This is a genomic window from Klebsiella sp. CD33 (assembly GCF_051992865.1).
In the GTDB taxonomy this organism is placed as follows: Bacteria; Pseudomonadota; Gammaproteobacteria; order Enterobacterales; family Enterobacteriaceae; genus Klebsiella; species Klebsiella pneumoniae.
In genome coordinates this window covers 2,862,448-2,881,140 of the sequence record NZ_CP197023.1, presented here as the reverse complement: position 1 = coordinate 2,881,140, position 18,693 = coordinate 2,862,448, and the positions used below count along the sequence as shown (strand labels likewise).

The 18,693-nt window shown below is 60.1% G+C and carries 18 protein-coding genes; all 18 read left to right on the top strand.

What is annotated here, in order from left to right; all coding sequences use genetic code 11:
* Position 1: 1 nt before the first annotated feature.
* The 18 genes from tssK (at position 2) to tli1 (ACR809_RS14260) (ending at position 18,667) form a co-directional block, all read left to right on the top strand.
* A complete protein-coding gene (tssK, locus tag ACR809_RS14345; protein WP_004179544.1) occupies positions 2–1,345 on the top strand; it encodes a type VI secretion system baseplate subunit TssK in 1,344 nt (447 codons plus the stop codon).
* Positions 1,342–2,031: a type VI secretion system protein TssL, short form gene (gene tssL / locus ACR809_RS14340; protein ID WP_122051379.1), complete on the top strand. Its 690-nt coding sequence runs from the start codon at positions 1,342–1,344 to the stop codon at positions 2,029–2,031. The genes tssK and tssL overlap by 4 nt, the downstream gene beginning before the upstream one ends.
* A complete protein-coding gene (locus ACR809_RS14335) occupies positions 2,028–3,734 on the top strand; it encodes an OmpA family protein (protein ID WP_122051378.1) in 1,707 nt (568 codons plus the stop codon). Before tssL ends, ACR809_RS14335 begins: the two co-directional genes overlap by 4 nt.
* A 4-nt stretch (positions 3,735–3,738) precedes the next feature.
* Positions 3,739–4,230: a type VI secretion system effector Hcp gene (gene hcp / locus ACR809_RS14330; RefSeq protein ID WP_002902160.1), complete on the top strand. Its 492-nt coding sequence runs from the start codon at positions 3,739–3,741 to the stop codon at positions 4,228–4,230.
* Positions 4,231–4,494: 264 nt separating this feature from the next.
* The gene (tssH, locus tag ACR809_RS14325) at positions 4,495–7,149 is read left to right on the top strand and encodes a type VI secretion system ATPase TssH (RefSeq protein WP_122051377.1); all 2,655 of its coding nucleotides are present in this window, start codon (positions 4,495–4,497) and stop codon (positions 7,147–7,149) included.
* Between the two features lies 1 nt (position 7,150).
* On the top strand, positions 7,151–9,520 hold the full coding sequence (locus tag ACR809_RS14320; RefSeq protein ID WP_162992582.1) for a type VI secretion system Vgr family protein: 2,370 nt from the start codon (positions 7,151–7,153) through the stop codon (positions 9,518–9,520).
* Complete coding sequence (locus ACR809_RS14315) at positions 9,521–10,300, top strand: DUF4123 domain-containing protein (protein ID WP_023341394.1); 780 nt, start codon at positions 9,521–9,523, stop codon at positions 10,298–10,300.
* A gap of 63 nt (positions 10,301–10,363) precedes the next feature.
* Entirely contained in the window at positions 10,364–10,894 is a 531-nt protein-coding gene (gene tli1, locus ACR809_RS14310; protein WP_440310703.1) for a T6SS immunity phospholipase A1-binding lipoprotein Tli1-KP, read from the top strand.
* Between the two features lie 68 nt (positions 10,895–10,962).
* Positions 10,963–11,484, top strand: coding sequence for a T6SS immunity phospholipase A1-binding lipoprotein Tli1-KP (tli1, locus tag ACR809_RS14305; protein ID WP_122051372.1), 522 nt, complete (start codon positions 10,963–10,965; stop codon positions 11,482–11,484).
* A 68-nt stretch (positions 11,485–11,552) separates the two neighbouring features.
* Complete coding sequence (tli1, locus tag ACR809_RS14300) at positions 11,553–12,083, top strand: T6SS immunity phospholipase A1-binding lipoprotein Tli1-KP (protein ID WP_122051375.1); 531 nt, start codon at positions 11,553–11,555, stop codon at positions 12,081–12,083.
* Positions 12,071–14,512, top strand: coding sequence for a T6SS phospholipase effector Tle1-like catalytic domain-containing protein (locus ACR809_RS14295; RefSeq protein WP_122051374.1), 2,442 nt, complete (start codon positions 12,071–12,073; stop codon positions 14,510–14,512). Before tli1 (ACR809_RS14300) ends, ACR809_RS14295 begins: the two co-directional genes overlap by 13 nt.
* A 38-nt stretch (positions 14,513–14,550) precedes the next feature.
* The gene (gene tli1, locus ACR809_RS14290) at positions 14,551–15,081 is read left to right on the top strand and encodes a T6SS immunity phospholipase A1-binding lipoprotein Tli1-KP (RefSeq protein ID WP_122051373.1); all 531 of its coding nucleotides are present in this window, start codon (positions 14,551–14,553) and stop codon (positions 15,079–15,081) included.
* Between the two features lie 68 nt (positions 15,082–15,149).
* Entirely contained in the window at positions 15,150–15,671 is a 522-nt protein-coding gene (tli1, locus tag ACR809_RS14285; protein ID WP_122051372.1) for a T6SS immunity phospholipase A1-binding lipoprotein Tli1-KP, read from the top strand.
* A gap of 68 nt (positions 15,672–15,739) precedes the next feature.
* On the top strand, positions 15,740–16,270 hold the full coding sequence (tli1, locus tag ACR809_RS14280) for a T6SS immunity phospholipase A1-binding lipoprotein Tli1-KP (RefSeq protein ID WP_122051371.1): 531 nt from the start codon (positions 15,740–15,742) through the stop codon (positions 16,268–16,270).
* A gap of 68 nt (positions 16,271–16,338) precedes the next feature.
* Positions 16,339–16,869, top strand: a complete 531-nt coding sequence (gene tli1, locus ACR809_RS14275) for a T6SS immunity phospholipase A1-binding lipoprotein Tli1-KP (RefSeq protein ID WP_122051370.1) — start codon at positions 16,339–16,341, stop codon at positions 16,867–16,869.
* A gap of 67 nt (positions 16,870–16,936) precedes the next feature.
* Positions 16,937–17,473, top strand: coding sequence for a T6SS immunity phospholipase A1-binding lipoprotein Tli1-KP (gene tli1, locus ACR809_RS14270; RefSeq protein WP_122051369.1), 537 nt, complete (start codon positions 16,937–16,939; stop codon positions 17,471–17,473).
* 68 nt (positions 17,474–17,541) lie between these two features.
* Complete coding sequence (gene tli1 / locus ACR809_RS14265; RefSeq protein ID WP_122051368.1) at positions 17,542–18,069, top strand: T6SS immunity phospholipase A1-binding lipoprotein Tli1-KP; 528 nt, start codon at positions 17,542–17,544, stop codon at positions 18,067–18,069.
* Positions 18,070–18,136: 67 nt separating this feature from the next.
* A complete protein-coding gene (gene tli1, locus ACR809_RS14260; protein ID WP_117108301.1) occupies positions 18,137–18,667 on the top strand; it encodes a T6SS immunity phospholipase A1-binding lipoprotein Tli1-KP in 531 nt (176 codons plus the stop codon).
* The last annotated feature ends 26 nt before the right edge of the window (positions 18,668–18,693 follow it).

Genomic DNA, 18,693 nt, shown 5'->3' with positions numbered 1-18,693 from the left:
GATGATGAAAACGGAACGTCCGTTGTGGGGCCGGGGCATTATGGTGTCGCCTCAGCATTTTCAACAGCAGGCTGCGTATGCAGCCTGGACTGCGGAAGTGATTGCCCGGATGGGTCTTAACCACCCCTGGGGAGTGGTTGAGGCGACCTTCGAACCAGAGATGCTCAAACTGGGCCGCCTGCAGGCTCACAGGCTGCAGGTCCGGTTCCAGGATGGCACGATGATTGATACGGACAATGCCGATGCGCTGCCGTCCGCGCTGTCGCTGGACGGCGCGTCCGGCGAGGCGGTGATCGTGCTGGCGCTGCCCCTGATGCAGGCGAATGGCGGCAACTGTCTGAAGCCGGAGGAGGTGGCCGAAAGGCCGGCGCGCTTCCGGCAGCGCTGGCGCGATGTCCGTAACCAGTTTGGGGATGATACCCGGCAGATTGCCGTCATACAGCCGGAGCTGACCCTCCGCTTCGCCCACCAGGACAACAGCGATTACCTGACCTGTCCGCTTGTTCGCCTGCAGCGGGACTCGCAGGGGGCCTGGCTTATCGACGAGACGTTTCTCCCGCCGCTGCTGCAGATCCAGGGCAGCCGCTGGCTGGCGACGCAGCTTGAACAGCTGCTCGTCCAGCTCCGGGCTCGTCTGACGCGCCTGATGGCCATGCGTCGCGAAAGCAATGAACGGATGGCTGATTTTGCCGTAGCCGATGTCTCTCTGTTCTGGTTGCTGAATGCGCTGAACAGCGCCGAACCGGTGCTGGGGTACTTTCTGCGTTACCGACAAAGCCCGCCGGAACGCCTCTACCCGGAGCTGGCGCGCCTGGCTGGTAGCCTGCTGACCTTTTCGCTCACCCATCAGGCGAATGCCGTCCCGATCTATCAGCATGACCAGCTGAACGCGGTTTTTCCGCCGCTGTTTGATTTACTGAGCGACCTGCTGGAGGCGAGCCTGCCATCGCGGGTGGTGGCGATTGCGCTGGAGCATGATGTCCGGCTGCACTTCTGGCAGGCGCGTCTGCACGATGCCCGGCTGCGGGAAGGGGCTGATTACTACCTGTCGGTTCGTTCGTCGGTACCGGTCGCCCAACTGCAGGAGCAGTTTCCGCGCCAGTGCAAAGTGGGCAGTCCGGATCATGTCAAAGCCATCGTCAACTCCTCGCGGACAGGGGTGCCCCTCACGCCATTGCGTCATGTGCCGGCGGCGATCCCGCTGCGTCTGGAAAATCAGTATTTCAGCCTCGATGTGTCCCACCCTCTGGCAACGGAAATGCTGCAGAGCGGCACCTGTATGTTTTACGTCCCGGGGATGCTCGGTGAGCCTGAACTTGAACTTTTTGCGGTACTACGAACGTGAATGAGCCTAAACGCGGCAACGCCGCGTCCATTGATATTGATGCGCTGCTGCAGAACACCTGGCTGCAGGTTATCAGCCTGCGCCACGGCCCGCAGTTCCGCGATGAGGAAGGGTACACGCTATGGCAGCGCTGTATTGCTGATGTCGAGCGCGTGCAACATGAGCTGAAGGCGAGCGGGCTTGATGATGCCAGCTGTCAGCATATTCTCACCGCCCAGTGCGCGCTGCTCGATGAAGCCGTGAAAGGGCGCGGCGTGGAGGATGAGGCCTGCCTGCAGTGGTATGACATTCCGCTGCAGGGGCACTTCCTCGGCACCATGGACGCCGGCGACACCCTGTGCGAGCGGATGCGTGATGTGTTGCGTGAACCGGCGTCCAACCTGGCCGTGGTCACCTGTTTTCAGCGGGTGATGCTGCTGGGTTTTATTGGCAGCTTTCGCTCCCTCCACGACCCCGAGCGCCTGAAGCTGGTCAACGCGCTCGGTGAGCGTGTTCCTCCTTTTCAGTGCCCGGCTACCGCTCCCGTACTGGTAGAGAGTCGCGCCGGTCTGGGGATAAGCGGCTGCCTGGCCCCATGGCCGGTACGTATTGGCCTGAGCGTGGTGGTGGTACTCGCCCTGTGGTGGGGACTCAACCACTGGCTCGATCACCTGCTGCTGACCTTGTTACCGGGGGAGGTGAAATGAGCCCCGCGCAGCAGCGTGGGCTGGCGCTGTGGGCCAGTCTGCTGAGTGCGCTGGTGTGCCTGCTATTTTTGCCGGTTCCCCGCTGGGGGGCGTGGCTCATTCTGCTGGTCACGCTGGCCCTGATCATCAGGATCTGGCGCATCGCCAGTCGTCGTACCGGACGTAACGTCGCATCAACCCTGGACCCTCTCCCGGAGGGCGCTTATCGCCAGCCGGTGGTCCTCGTTTGCGGCGACCTGCCGTGTGTCTGGCCGCCAGCGTCACCGGTGCGAGTGGTCAAACAGGGCTGCTGGATCCGCGTGGAAAAGACGGAGGAGCTGCAGCAGGTCGCGCGCCAGGTATTGAGCCAGCGGCCGGAATGGGGGCCTCAGCTGTCGGTGCTGCTCTGCGTCTGCCCGCAGCGGCATGCGCAAAGCGATGCGCTGACCAGCGCTCTGCTGGCCCTGCGCTGGCAACTCAGCCAGCTGCGCCAGCAGACGGGGTATGCCGTACCGCTGGCGCTGCAGGGGCAGGTGGGCAGCGCGATGAGTCGCGACCTGTTGTGGCAGGCGGCGATACCGGGTGAAGCGGTGAAAGTCTGGCAGCCCTCCTGCGCCCCCTGTTTCGTACCGGCCTGGGTACGCGCCGGCGGGGCGGCCGCGCTGGAGCAGCAGGTGCTGATGAACAGCCTGATGGGCTGGTCTGAACAGCACGTCCATGCCGTGTTGACGGAAGAGAATACCGACCTGCCACCTCTGCCCCCTGCGGCCGTGCTGTGGGGCCTCGGGCCCTCGCTGCCTGGAAGTCTGGCATCGTCGGCCTGGACGACGTGGTTATCCCGACATAGCGGCCTGTCGCGGGTAGCTGGCTGGCAGCCTGGCGAGAGCGACACCGGGGACGCTTCAGCTTTGCCGGAATTCATCCTGCCGCAGTTACCGGCGGGACGGGGACTCACGCCACGAGGCTGGGCCTGGCGCGCGGCGCTCGCGATTTTCACCCTCGCGGCTGTCGCCGCGCTGCTCAGCAGTGGCTGGAACAATCGACAACTGCTGCAGCGCGTGGGCGTCGATATTGCCCGTTATGAGCGGATTGCGATGGATGATTATCGACCAAAAGCCAGCGCTGTCAGGGTGCTGCGTGAAGATGCCGCGCTGCTCGATAGCTGGGCGCGTAACGGCGTCCCGCTGCGCCTGAGTCTGGGCTTGTATCACGGGGAGCAGATTCGCCTGCCGTTGCTGGAGGCGATTCGCGGTTACGTGCCGCCTCCGCCTCCGCCCAGGCCGGTGCAGCACGTCGCGCCGAACGTCATCCGCCTTGACAGCATGTCGCTATTCGATACCGGGAAATGGGTACTGAAGCCTGGTTCGACAAAGCGGCTGGTCAGCTCGCTGATGGACATTAAGGCCAGGCCCGGGTGGCTGATCGTGGTGGCGGGTCACACCGACAGCGTGGGTGAGGAAAAAGCCAACCAGCTATTGTCGCTGAAACGTGCGGAATCGGTCCGCGACTGGATGCGCGATACCGGCGACGTGCCGGACAGCTGCTTTGCCGTACAGGGCTATGGCGAAAGCCGACCAATTGCAACAAACGATACGCCGGAAGGCCGTGCGCTGAACCGTCGTGTCGAAATCAGTCTGGTGCCGCAGGTAGACGCCTGCCGGTTACCGGACCAACCCTCTGCGTCATCCCAGGATGATGGCGCTTCACTACACAATGGAGAGTAATTCCATGGCAATTCCTGTTTATCTTTGGCTGAAAGACGACGGCGGCGCGGACATTAAAGGGTCTGTCGACGTTCAGGATCGTGAAGGCAGTATCGAAGTGGTGGCTCAGGAGCATAACCTGTACATCCCGACCGATAACAACACTGGCAAACTGACCGGCACGCGTATTCATACGCCGTTCCTGTTCACCAAGGAGATCGACTCCTCCAGCCCCTACCTGTACAAGGCAGTGACCACTGGCCAGACCCTGAAATCCGCTGAGTTCAAGTGGTACCGAATCAACGATGCCGGCCAGGAAGTGGAGTATTTCAATACCAAACTTGAGAACGTCAAGGTGGTGAAAGTGAATCCCCTGATGCACGACATCAAAAACCCCGCCTACGAGAAGCACAACCATCTGGAACAGATTGAGCTGCGCTACGAGAAGATCACCTGGACCTATAAAGACGGCAACATCATTCACTCCGATAGCTGGAACGAACGCGCCACCGCGTAATTGCCCGTCATATTTCGCGCCGCTGGCGCGCAGGCGACGTTCGCTCATCCCGGCCGCATCGTTATCTCTGCGGCCGGGGATTATTGCGGGCGATCGCCTGATGCGGGCAGCGTTTCTCTGCCCGCCGTTTTTTGCTGAGCGCCTGAGATACGGGTTCTCAGCAAAGAAAAACACAATCTGTCTGCCTGACCTTGTGCGCTTGGGGTTCCTGTTCGGGAACAGCGACGGGCGGTAGCGTGTCCGGAACCAATAAGAGAGGATCTCATGGAAAATCCAGCCAGCCTGTTACGCCGTCTTAATCCCTGCTGTGCCCGCGCAATGGAGGGGGCGGCCTCCCTGTGCCAGACCCGGGCGCATGCCGAGATCCTGCCCGAGCACTGGCTGCTTAAGCTGCTGGAACAGGGGGAAGGCGATCTGACGGTGCTGGCGCGGCGCTATGAATGGGATATGGATGCGCTGTGGCAGGATCTGCTGAACTGGCTGGATAAACAGCCGCGCTCGGTACGTCATCGTCCCCAGCTCTCTGACCATACCCTGAGGCTGATGCAGGAGGCCTGGCTGATTGCCTCGCTCAGCGGCGAAGCGCAGATCCGCAGTGTTCACCTGCTGATGGCGCTGGTTGAAAAACAGAATCTGATCCAGTGCGATGGCCTGTGGCCGCTGTTAACGCTGGGCCAGCGTCAGCTGGAACGCCTGCGCTCCTTGCTGGATGCCCAGTCCGACGAACGTCCGCCAGCGCAGCAGGAAGCGGCGCTGGCGCAGCCCCATGGCGGGGACGTGGAATTTGTGGGGCGTCCTGCGGGCAGCGAACTGAATGCGGATGGGCTCAACCCGGCGCTGCAGAACGCGCTGGACAAATTCACTCTCGACGTCACCGCCAAAGCCAGAGACGGCCAGATTGACCCGGTGTTCGGACGCGACACGGAAATCCGCCAGATGGTGGATATTCTCTCCCGTCGGCGAAAAAACAACCCAATCCTCGTCGGTGAGCCGGGCGTGGGCAAGACCGCTCTGGTGGAAGGCCTGGCGCTGCGCATTGCCGAAGGCAACGTCCCCGACGCGCTGAAGCCAGTGTCGGTGCGCACCCTTGACCTCGGTCTGCTGCAGGCCGGCGCCGGGGTCAAAGGCGAGTTCGAGCAGCGGCTGAAAAATATCATTGAGGCGGTACAGCAGTCGCCTTCGCCGGTGCTACTGTTTATCGACGAGGCGCACACGATCATCGGCGCGGGTAATCAGGCGGGCGGCGCGGATGCCGCCAACCTGCTGAAGCCGGCGCTGGCCCGGGGCGAACTGCGGACTATCGCCGCCACCACCTGGAGTGAATACAAGCAGTACTTCGAGCGCGACGCCGCGCTGGAGCGCCGCTTTCAGATGGTCAAGGTGGATGAGCCGGACGACGACACCGCCTGCCTGATGCTGCGCGGCCTGAAGTCCCGCTATGCCGACCACCACGGCGTGCATATCACGGATGATGCGGTGCGCGCCGCCGTGACGCTGTCACGACGCTATCTCACCGGTCGCCAGCTGCCGGACAAGGCAGTGGATTTACTCGACACCGCCTCCGCCCGCCTGCGTATGAGTTTGGATACCGTGCCTCAGCCGCTGACCCGCATGAAGGCGCAGCTCACCGCGCTGGCGATGGAGAAGCAGGCGCTGCTGGAAGATATTGCGCTGGGCAACAGCGCCCGCGGCGATCGGCTGGCGGCCATTGAGCAGGAGGAGATCCGCCTTATTCTGGCGCTGGATACCCTTGAAACTCAGTATGGTCAGGAGCTGCAGCTGACGGAAGCGCTGCTCGCCTGTCGCCGCGATATCTCCCGCCAGGCGGAAATTAGCGATCTACAAACCGCGCTTATCGCCGTCCAGCAGGGCAATCCGCTGCTCGGGCTGGACGTCGACGTCCGCACCGTGGCGACGGTGATTGCCGACTGGACCGGCGTGCCGCTCTCCTCGCTAATGAAAGATGAGCAGACGGAGCTGCTGAGTCTGGAAGAGAGTCTCGGCAAACGGGAGGTTGGCCAGGAGGCGGCCCTGAGCGCTATTGCCCGGCGCCTGCGCGCCGCGAAAACCGGCCTGACGCCGGAGAACGGTCCGCAAGGGGTGTTCCTGCTGGTCGGGCCGAGCGGCACCGGCAAAACGGAAACGGCGCTCGCCCTGGCCGATGCGCTGTTCGGCGGCGAGAAAGCGCTGATCACCATCAATCTCTCCGAGTACCAGGAGCCGCACACCGTCAGCCAGCTGAAGGGTTCTCCGCCCGGCTACGTCGGCTACGGCCAGGGCGGGATCCTGACCGAGGCGGTGCGCAAACGCCCCTACAGCGTGGTGCTGCTCGATGAGGTGGAAAAGGCCCATCGCGATGTGATGAACCTGTTCTACCAGGTCTTCGACCGGGGGGTAATGCGCGACGGCGAGGGGCGTGAAATCGACTTTCGCAACACCGTGATCCTGATGACCGCCAACCTCGGAAGCGACCTCCTGATGCAGTTGCTGGATGAACAGCCGGAGGCCAGCGAATCAGACCTGCACGAGCTGCTGCGCCCGGTACTGCGCGGCCACTTCCAGCCGGCGCTGCTGGCCCGCTTCCAGACGGTGATTTACCGTCCGCTGCCGGCGGGAGCGCTGCGCGCCATTGTCGGCATGAAGCTCGGGCAGGTAAGTCAGCGTCTGGCTTGCCATTACGGAATCACCACCACCCTCAGCGAGAGCCTGTTCGACGCGCTGACCGAGGCCTGCCTGCTGCCGGATACCGGCGCCCGTAACGTCGACAGTCTGCTCAATCAGCAGATCCTGCCGGCACTGAGTCAGCAGCTATTGAGCCATATGGCGGCGGGGCAGAAACCGCGCCAGGTGACGCTGGGGTATCACGAAGAGGAAGGCGTCGTGATGGCGTTTGACGAGGGGACAATATCCGATGAGTAGCGTGAAATCGTTGTTGTTCAGCCATAACCACCACCTGCTTTCGGTGAAGGGATGTGAAGCCGGGCTTGATGTGCTGGCCTTCGAGGGCGATGAAGCCCTGAGCCAGCCGTTCCGCTACCGTATTGAATTCACCAGCGCAGACCATGCCATCAGCAAAGAGATGATGCTGATGAAGGCAGCCTCCCTGACGCTGCAGGCGTCGGTGGCTCAGGGCTTCGGCATCAATGTTCAGCAACCCGTGCGGGTGATCCAGGGCGTGGTGACGGGGTTTGAACGGCTCAGTACCTCCAGGGATGAAACGCACTACGCGCTGACGCTTCAGCCGCGCCTGGCGCTGCTTAACCGCTCGCACCAGAACGCCATTTACCAGGACCAGTCCGTTCCGCAGATTGTGGAAAAAATCCTCCGCGAGCGCCACGGCCTGCGTGGTCAGGATTTTCTGTTCTCGCTGACAAAAACGTATCCGCGACGCGAGCAGGTGATGCAGTACGGCGAGGATGACCTGCGCTTTATCACCCGGCTGCTGGGTGAGGTGGGGATCTGGTTTCGGTTTACCGCCGACACGCGGCTGCACATCGACGTCGCTGAGTTCTGCGACAGTCAGCAGGGCTATGAGAAGGGGCTGACGTTGCCTTCGGTCCCGCCGTCAGGGCAGCAGTCGGCCGGGGTGGACGCGGTGTGGGAGATGGCATGCCGCCACCGCGTCGTGGAGCAGCAGGTCAGTACCCGCGACTACAACTACCGCGAGGCGACGGCGGACATGAACGCGCAGGTGGATGTCACCCGCGGGGAGACCACCACCTTTGGTGAGGCTTACCACTGGGGAGATAACTACCTGACCGCCGGGAATGTCCATGACCGCCATCCGGCGCCGGAGTCCGGGGCGTTTTACGCCCGGCTTCGCCATGAGCGTTATCTTAACGGCCAGACCCGGATGCAGGCCACCACCAGCTGCCCGACGCTCTGCCCGGGACAGGTGTTGAAGGTCACCGGCGGAGAGGAGGTGGCCGGGGAGTTTGCTGATGGCGTGCTCGTCACGGCGATGCACAGCCACGCCCGGCGCGATGCCGACTTTGCGGTGGAGTTTGCCGGCATACCGGACAGCCCGGACGTCGGCTACAGGCCTGAGCCCGGCGCGCGTCCGGTGATGGCCGGGACGCTGCCGGCCCGCGTGACCAGCACCCGGGAAAACGACACCTACGGGCATATCGACAAACACGGGCGCTACCGGGTGAATATGCTGTTTGACCGGGCGCGCTGGGAAACCGGGTTCGAGAGCCTGTGGGTCCGCCAGTCGCGGCCGTATGCCGGAGACACCTACGGTCTGCACCTGCCGCTGCTGGCCGGGACGGAGGTGGCGATTGGCTTTGAGGATGGTAACCCTGACCGGCCGTATATCGCGGGCGTGCTGCACGACTCGGCGCACGGCGACCACGTCACCATCCGCAATGACAAACGTAACGTCCTGCGCACCCCGGCCAACAACAAAATCCGCCTCGACGATGAGCGCGGGAAAGAACATATCAAGGTCAGCACGGAGTACGGCGGTAAAAGCCAGCTGAACCTGGGGCACCTGGTGGACAGTGACAGGCAGCCGCGCGGCGAAGGCTTTGAGCTGAGAACCGACAGCTGGGGAGCTATCCGGGCACAGAAAGGGATATTTATCAGCGCGGACGGACAGGTGCAGGCTCAGGGGCAGGTGCTGGCGATGGAGCCGGCGGTCAGTTTGCTGAAAGGTGCGGTGAATCAGGTCACGGAATGGGGAAGCATTACGCAAACCCATCATAATGTTATCCCAGACACCGGCCCATTAAGCGCACTGACCACAGGCGCCAGCGATCTTAAACAGCCGACATTGCTGATGTCGGCCCCGCAGGGGATTGCCGCAGTCACGCCGGAAACAACCCTCCTGCACAGCGGTAACGGGCTGTATCTGCAGAGCCTGGGAGAGGTCAACATCACCACGGCACAGCGCTGTTCTCTGAATGCCAGCCAGGCTATTTCACTGCTGGCGCAACAGGAGGGGATGAGGCTGGTCTCCGCCAAAGGTCCGCTGCAAGTAGAGTCGCACGGCGATATTCTATCGCTGACCGCGCTAAAAGATATCACCGTCCAGTCAACCCAGGGGCATCTGCAGTTGACGGCTAAAAATGGCATCACCCTGGGTTGCGGCGGCGCATATATCCGTCTTACCCCGCAGGGAGAGGTACAGATCCACGGACCGGGGGTGATTAGCCTTAAGGGGCAGCATGATTTGCAGGGGCCGGTCAGCGAGGCGTTTCCCTTGCCTGAGCTACCGGCATCGGTGTGTAAAGAGTGCCTTAAAAAAGCCCAGGCGCTGGCGCAGGGCTTCGTGCCGCGGGAGGCATAGATGACCAGACAATGGATTGAGGAGGTCGCCGGAACCTGTCGGGCTTTCGGAACGGATTATCTGCATGTCATTATCGATCAGGCGGGGGTGGATTTTTCCGTTATTCCGGCGCTGAATTCGCTGTCAGTTGAGTGGCAGTCGCTTTTTCATGGACTTCCGGAAGCATTTATTGTCGATGATGCTCCGCTGGTGGCGCGCTTTACGCTTGATGATCTTGAGCAAATGCGCTGGTTACAGGATATCAGCCAGCAACTTGCCATCCAGGCGCCGCTGCTCCTGTTCTGCACATATTGGCCCTTTTCGGCGCTAGCGAACTGGCTCACGCAGTGTATGGATATTCTGCAGGAAGGGCGCAGCGGAATTTTACGCTTTTACGATACCCGGGTATTTCCGCTGTTGTTTACGCACATTCTCAGTGACGAGCAGCAAGAGCCATTGATGCGTCCGGCCCTGTTTTGGGCGTGGCAGGATCTTGACGGCCAGGCGAAAGGCATCAAGGGCAGTGGTCTCCCGCCGGAACGCGATGAAAAGGCGCCAAAAATAGAACTCAGCGATCGCCAGCTTGAGCATCTGATGTGTATCAGCGATGTCATCGTCATGTTGTCGCACTGTGCTCCGCCTGCGGGCATGTTTGACTCAAGACAGTCACTGTTTTCGGCCTGTTACCAGGGCATGGTGGAGGCGACACGCCAGGGTCTTCTTCTGGATGACGCTCGTGAAGACTGGGTAATGAAGAAGTGGCTTGCCGACGTAAAAACCAGTGAGAGACCTTCAGAATGAAAAGCCTGGTCTGGCTGAGTACACCCCTCTCTTCATTACCCTCAAACCGACAGGGAGAGTCCGATGAAATCTGCATTAATCAGCCCGCTGCTGGCGGGGCTGCTGCTGTTAACCGGCTGCGCACAGCCTGCCGCACAGGCCGGAGGCGGCGGTGGCGGAACAATAAAAGCCATCAACCACACCAAATGGGCGATCAACCACTTCAGTGTCAACGGCCAGTCGGGCATCGATTCAATAGGCCCGTTTCAGGGGGGCGGAGGCGGCTGCTGCTTCAGCGTGCCCGCCCGCTGGACGCCGGGTATGACGGTGCGTGTTGACTGGGAAACCGGGCAGGGTTCATCCGCGGGTTTCCCGGGGTTTGCTGATGAGGCGAAATACCTTGCCTGGAAAAAAGGGATTGATGCCCAAAAGAGGCAGCACAGTAAGACCGTCCTGCTGCCCGACTATAACGGCCAGGATGTATGCGGCATTACGGTGCACTTTTTACCCTGCGATGACGTGAAGGTGACCACCAGCTGCTGGTCACCGAGAAATGCGAACTATCCGATAAAAGAGCCCGTCAGGATGAAGGAGCCGGCCGTCTGTCCGGAGTAGCATGCCTCCGTTTCCCCTGGATTGCGTCACCCTCACTTAATTACCCTCAACCCGACAGGGAGAGTCCGATGAAATCTGCATTAATCAGCCCGCTGCTGGCGGGTCTGCTGCTGTTAACCGGTTGCGCACAGCCTGCCGCACAGGCCGGAGGCGGGACAATAAAAGCCATCAACCACACAAAATGGGCGATCAACCACTTCAGTATCAACGGTCAGTCGGGCATCGACATTATAGGTCCGTTTCAGGGGGGCGGTGGCGGCTGCTGCTTCAGCGTGCCCGCCCGCTGGACGCCGGGTATGACGGTGCGCGTTGACTGGGAAACCGGGGTGGGTGATACAGAAGGTTCCCCTGGCTTTGGTAATGATGAAAAGTACCTTGCCTGGGTTAAGAAAATGAAGGCTCAGAACCGTCAGCACAGCAAAACCGTTCCGCTGCCTGACTATAACAGCCAGGATGTGTGCGGCATTACAGTGCACTTTTTACCCTGCGATGACGTGAAGGTGACCACCAGCTGCTGGTCACCGAGAAATGCGAACTACCCGATAAAAGAGCCCGTCAGGATGAAGGAGCCCGCCGTCTGTCCGAAGTAGCCCGCCTTCGTTTATTCAGGATGGCATCACCTTCACTTAATCACCCTCAAACCGACAGGGAGAGTCCGATGAAATCTGCATTAATCAGCCCGCTGCTGGCGGGTCTGCTGCTGTTAACCGGCTGCGCACAGCCTGCCGCACAGGCCGGAGGCGGCGGTGGCGGAACAATAAAAGCCATCAACCACACCAAATGGGCGATCAACCACTTCAGTGTCAACGGCCAGTCGGGGATCGACATTATAGGCCCGTTTCAGGGCGGCGGTGGCGGCTGCTGCTTCAGCGTGCCCGCCCGCTGGACGCCGGGTATGACGGTGCGCGTTGACTGGGAAAGTGGTGAGGCATCGACTGAAGGTTTTCCTGGATTTGCTGATTCAAAAAAATACAGAGAGTGGAGAGATAATTTAAAACAAAACAACCGTCAGCACAGTAAATCCGTCCCGTTGCCCGACTATAACGGCCAGGATGTGTGCGGCATTACGGTACACTTTTTACCCTGCGATGACGTGAAGGTGACCACCAGCTGCTGGTCACCGAGAAATGCGAACTATCCGATAAAAGAGCCCGTCAGGATGAAGGAGCCCGCCGTATGTCCGAAATAACCGAAACCCATGCCGCCTGGGTCCCGCCGCCGTTTCCGCCGCAGGGACGTCTGCCGGGCCGGGCGCTGCAGGTTGGGCAGAACTGCCATCAGCAGAACAGCGACGAGCGACGCTATCACCAGGAACTGTGCCTGGCTGCCGGACGGCGCGTGGAGACGCCGTGCTGCAAGACGCTGCACATCAGCCTGTTTTTCGACGGTACCGGCAATAACTTAAATCATGACTTTTTTATCGCGAAGCCGAAACATCCGACCAATATCGCCCGGCTGTTTCGGGCAACTATTGGAACGGGAACGGCTGGCGGGGTGCCGTCTGACGATCAGAGCAAGCTGTTTGATGATGACGCCGAGGGGGACGGGAAATATTTTAAATTCTATATGCCCGGCGTGGGCACCCCCTTCCCGGAAGTGAATGACCCGGACTATTCCACCATGGGTCTGGTGGGGGCAGTTAAGGGTGAGGATCGGATTAACTGGGCGCTGCTGCGCATAATCGATGTGCTGATGTTTAGTGCCACCGAAAAATGGCTGACCACCACAGAGAGTCGTCGTTCACTGAAAGAAATGAGCACCAGCTGGAACCGGCTGTGGTTTGGCGGCAGCCATAACCGCTATGAAGAGTTCACTCGCTTGCTGAATGGTCTTGCCCCGAAACTGATGCCGATGCTGATTCAGCCTGAGCCGGGCAAGCCGAAACTGACAGGCATCAAGCTGTATGTCTATGGTTTTTCCCGCGGCGCGGCAGCGGCGCGCACCTTTGTGCGCTGGCTGAGCGAACTGCTGCCCCCTCCGGCGGTGGAGGGTGAAAAACCGCCGCAGTGCCTGCAGACAGGCGGGATGCAGCTGCCCGTCAGCGTGGAGTTTCTCGGACTGCTGGATACGGTGGCCTCCGTCGGGGTGGCGCATGTGGTGCCGGTTGCCGACGGGCATATGTCCTGGGCAGACGGCACGATGGAGCTGCCGGATGATGAAACCTATGGCGGGCTGATAAAAAAATGTGTTCACCTGGTCTCCGGGCATGAGCAGCGTCTCTGCTTTCCGCTGGACTCGGTGCGGCGGGCAAACGGCAAATACCCGCCCTGTGCCAGAGAGGTGGTTTACCCGGGAATGCACTCGGATATTGGTGGAGGGTATCCGCCGGGGGATCAAGGGAAAGCGAATGGTAAAGATGATGCATTATTGCTGTCGCAGATTCCTTTGAACGATATATATACCGCTGCTTTTAGCGCAGGGGCTCCATTAAAAGTACCACAGGATACGCTGCCAGAGTTTTTTAAAAATGATGCCTGGAGAAAAATGCCATTAGATTTGTTAGATGCGTTTTTTGTTGATGAGGCTCTGGTCAACCGCTTCAATGCCTGGCGTGAACTCACCCTGGGCCAAACCACGCCTAAAACGTTCGATCCCGATGCAGCCTCTCACTACGAACCACTTGCCGCCGGCGGCAGTCTGGAAACCGTCATTGCTGAGCAGATGGCCTGGATCACCGCCTGGCGCATCGACCGCTATGCCAGAGGCTCGATGCTGAAAACGCCCTTCTATCAGCGCGCCAAGAATACCGACGCGCTGCCTGCCGCGCGTAAGGCGGCAGAAGAGGTTCGTGATGAAAAACAGGCGGCGGTGCTCAGGGCTCGCCAGAACCAGATAGCAAACCAGCCTCCTGACAGGATGGATGAGCTGGTTCTGCAGCCGGGCGTGAAGGATTTTGACCCAAAGATGGATCAAACCCAGCTGTTCGACGCGGCGAAGGAGTTCGGAAAGGATTACCACGACGGTTACCGTATCCCGGATAACCTGGCGCAGCTGGTGCTGGATACCGTGCTGCAGCCGGTGATTTTCATTCTGAATACCGATGATGAAGCGCAGGAATACCGGCGCATGAAGCGTGACGGAGAGGCCCGGGTGGCCGTCCTCTTTCCCGATGCCGGGGAGGCCAGCAACGCGGAGCAGCCTGCCGGGCTGGTGAGGGCGCTGTTTGATGATCAGGTGCATGACTCACGCGCCTGGTTTATGTATGCCGCGCTCGGCACGCGCGAGATGTGGACCGGCTACTTCCGCTACCGGATGATTTACTTCAGCGAGCGCTGCAGTAAACCGCTCTCGCCGCTGGTGCTCGCCGGAGACCTGGTGGGTTTTGCGACCGTGACCGCGGGTGTCGTGCTCAGTTTCCGGCAAAAGCGCCTGACCGGCAAGCTGGCCGGGCTGGCTGCGACAGGCGCCGTGCGCTCGCTGGAGGTGGCGGTGCTGGACAAGATAACCGGGGAAGCGCTGCCGGAGCTGCCCGGAGGGGCGCAGCTGCGGGCATTTACCCACGAGCCGGGAACCGTTGTCGCACAGCAAAAGGTGCGGAAAGCGGAAGAGCAGCTGGCGCGGGGGCAAGCCGCGCTGCCGGCCAGCTGGCTGGAGGACGTTCTGACGACAACGGTCTGAACGCGGAAAAAGAGGAGCCGATGGACAGGGAGAGTCCGATGAAATCTGCATTAATCAGCCCGCTGCTGGCGGGTCTGCTGCTGTTAACCGGCTGCGCACAGCCTGCCGCACAGGCCGGAGGCGGCGGTGGCGGAACAATAAAAGCCATCAACCACACAAAATGGGCAATCAACCACTTCAGTATCAACGGCCAGTCGGGCATCGATTCAATAGGCCCGTTTCAGGGGGGCGGAGGCGGCTGCTGCTTCAGCGTGCCCGCCCGCTGGACGCCGGGTATGACGGTGCGTGTTGACTGGGAAACCGGGCAGGGTTCATCCGCGGGTTTCCCGGGGTTTGCTGATGAGGCGAAATACCTTGCCTGGAAAAAAGGGATTGATGCCCAAAAGAGGCAGCACAGTAAGACCGTCCTGCTGCCCGACTATAACGGCCAGGATGTATGCGGCATTACGGTGCACTTTTTACCCTGCGATGACGTGAAGGTGACCACCAGCTGCTGGTCACCGAGAAATGCGAACTATCCGATAAAAGAGCCCGTCAGGATGAAGGAGCCGGCCGTCTGTCCGGAGTAGCATGCCTCCGTTTCCCCTGGATTGCGTCACCCTCACTTAATTACCCTCAACCCGACAGGGAGAGTCCGATGAAATCTGCATTAATCAGCCCGCTGCTGGCGGGTCTGCTGCTGTTAACCGGTTGCGCACAGCCTGCCGCACAGGCCGGAGGCGGGACAATAAAAGCCATCAACCACACAAAATGGGCGATCAACCACTTCAGTATCAACGGTCAGTCGGGCATCGACATTATAGGTCCGTTTCAGGGGGGCGGTGGCGGCTGCTGCTTCAGCGTGCCCGCCCGCTGGACGCCGGGTATGACGGTGCGCGTTGACTGGGAAACCGGGGTGGGTGATACAGAAGGTTCCCCTGGCTTTGGTAATGATGAAAAGTACCTTGCCTGGGTTAAGAAAATGAAGGCTCAGAACCGTCAGCACAGCAAAACCGTTCCGCTGCCTGACTATAACAGCCAGGATGTGTGCGGCATTACAGTGCACTTTTTACCCTGCGATGACGTGAAGGTGACCACCAGCTGCTGGTCACCGAGAAATGCGAACTACCCGATAAAAGAGCCCGTCAGGATGAAGGAGCCTGCCGTATGTCCGAAGTAGCCCGCCTTCGTTTATTCAGGATGGCATCACCATCCCTTCATTACCCTCAAACCGACAGGGAGAGTCCAATGAAATCTGCATTAATCAGCCCGCTGCTGGCGGGGCTGCTGCTGTTAACCGGCTGCGCGCAGCCTGCCGCACAGGTCGGAGGCGGCGGTGGCGGCACCATTGACGCCATCAACCACACCAAATGGGCAATTAACCACTTCAGTATCAATGGCCAGTCGGGGATCGACATTATAGGTCCGTTTCAGGGCGGCGGTGGCGGCTGCTGCTTCAGCGTGCCCGCCCGCTGGACGCCGGGTATGACGGTGCGCGTTGACTGGGAAAGTGGTGAGGCATCGACTGAAGGTTTTCCTGGATTTGCTGATTACGAAAAATATAAAGCCTGGGAGAAAAAAATGAGCTCTCAGAATCGGCAGCACAGCAAAACTGTCCCGCTGCCCGACTATAACGGCCAGGATGTGTGCGGCATTACGGTACACTTTTTACCCTGCGATGACGTGAAGGTGACCACCAGCTGTTACACCTACGGCAGTCCGTCGTACCCGATAAAAGAGCCCGTCAGAATGAAGGAGCCGGCCGTCTGTCCGAAGTAGCTCGCCTCCGTTTATTCAGGCTGGCATCACCCTCACTTAATCACCCTCAAACCGACAGGGAGAGTCCGATGAAATCTGCATTAATCAGCCCGCTGCTGGCGGGGTTGCTGCTGTTAACCGGCTGCGCACAGCCTGCCGCACAGGCCGGAGGCGGCGGTGGCGGCACCATTGACGCCATCAACCACACCAAATGGGCAATTAACCACTTCAGTATCAATGGCCAGTCAGGTATCGATTCAATAGGCCCGTTTCAGGGCGGCGGTGGCGGCTGCTGCTTCAGCGTGCCCGCCCGCTGGACGCCGGGTATGACGGTGCGCGTTGACTGGGAAACCGGGCAGGGTTCATCCGCGGGTTTCCCGGGGTTTGCCGACAGGGCTAAATATAAAGCCTGGATAGCAGACATTGATGCCCAAAAACGCCAGCACAGTAAAACCGTCCCGTTGCCCGACTATAACGGCCAGGATGTGTGCGGCATTACGGTGCACTTTTTACCCTGCGATGACGTGAAGGTGACCACCAGCTGCTGGTCACCGAGAAATGTGAACTATCCGATAAAAGAGCCCGTCAGGATGAAGGAGCCGACCGTCTGTCCGAAGTAGCTCACCTCCGTTTCCCAGGATGGCATCACCCTCACTTAATCACCCTCAAACCGACAGGGAGAGTCCGATGAAATCTGCATTAATCAGCCCGCTGCTGTCGGGTCTGCTGCTCTTAACCGGCTGCGCACAGCCAGCCGCACAGGCCGGAGGCGGCGGTGGCGGTGGCGGAACAATAAAAGCCATCAACCACACAAAATGGGCGATCAACCACTTCAGTGTCAACGGCCAGTCGGGGATCGACATTATAGGCCCGTTTCAGGGAGGCGGTGGCGGCTGCTGCTTCAGCGTGCCCGCCCGCTGGACGCCGGGTTTGACGGTGCGCGTTGACTGGGAAACCGGGGTGGGTTCATCTGCGGGTTTCCCGGGATATGAAGATGAGAAGAAGTTTTTAGAGTGGGCAAGGAATATTAAAGCTCAGAACCGTCAGCACAGCAAAACCGTCCCGTTGCCCGACTATAACGGCCAGGATGTGTGCGGCATTACGGTGCACTTTTTACCCTGCGATGACGTGAAGGTGACCACCAGCTGTTACACCTACGGCAGTCCGTCCTACCCGATAAAAGAGCCCGTCAGAATGAAGGAGCCCGCCGTCTGTCCGAAGTAGCCCGCCTTCGTTTATTCAGGATGGCATCACCTTCACTTAATCACCCTCAAACCGACAGGGAGAGTCCGATGAAATCTGCATTAATCAGCCCGCTGCTGGCGGGTCTGCTGCTGTTAACCGGCTGCGCGCAGTCAGCCGCACAGGCCGGAGGCGGCGGTGGCACCATTGACGCCATCAACCACACAAAATGGGCAATTAACCACTTCAGTGTCAATGGCCAGTCGGGGATCGACATTATAGGCCCGTTTCAGGGGGGCGGAGGCGGCTGCTGTTTCAGCGTGCCCGCCCGCTGGACGCCGGGTATGACGGTGCGCGTTGACTGGGAAAGTGGGGAAGCTTCAACTGATGATTTCCCGGGATATGAACACTGGAATAAATATCTTGAATGGGAAAAGAAAATAAAAGCCAGTCATCGGCAGCACAGCAAAACTGTCCCGCTGCCCGACTATAACGGCCAGGATGTGTGCGGCATTACGGTGCACTTTTTACCCTGCGATGACGTGAAGGTGACCACCAGCTGTTACACCTACGGCAGTCCGTCGTACCCGATAAAAGAGCCCGTCAGGATGAAGGAGCCCGCCGTATGTCCGAAGTAGCACGCCTTCGTTTCCCCGGGGTGACATCACCATCCCTTCATTACCCTCACCCGACAGGGAGAGTCCGATGAAATCTGCATTAATCAGCCCGCTGCTGGCGGGGCTGCTGCTGTTAACCGGCTGCGCGCAGCCTGCCGCACAGGCCGGAGGCGGCGGTGGTGGAACAATAAAAGCCATCAACCACACAAAATGGGCAATCAACCACTTCAGTATCAACGGCCAGTCGGGCATCGATTCAATAGGCCCGTTTCAGGGGGGCGGAGGCGGCTGCTGCTTCAGCGTGCCCGCCCGCTGGACGCCGGGTATGACGGTGCGCGTTGAATGGGAAACCGGGCAGGGTTCATCCGCGGGTTTCCCGGGGTTTGCTGATGAGGCGAAATACCTTGCCTGGAAAAAAGGGATTGATGCCCAAAAGAGGCAGCACAGCCAAACCGTTCCGCTGCCCGACTATAACGGCCAGGATGTGTGCGGCATTACGGTGCACTTTTTACCCTGCGATGACGTGAAGGTGACCACCAGCTGCTGGTCACCGAGAAATGCGAACTATCCGATAAAAGAGCCCGTCAGGATGAAGGAGCCTGCCGTATGTCCGAAGTAGCCCGCCTTCGTTTATTCAGGATGGCA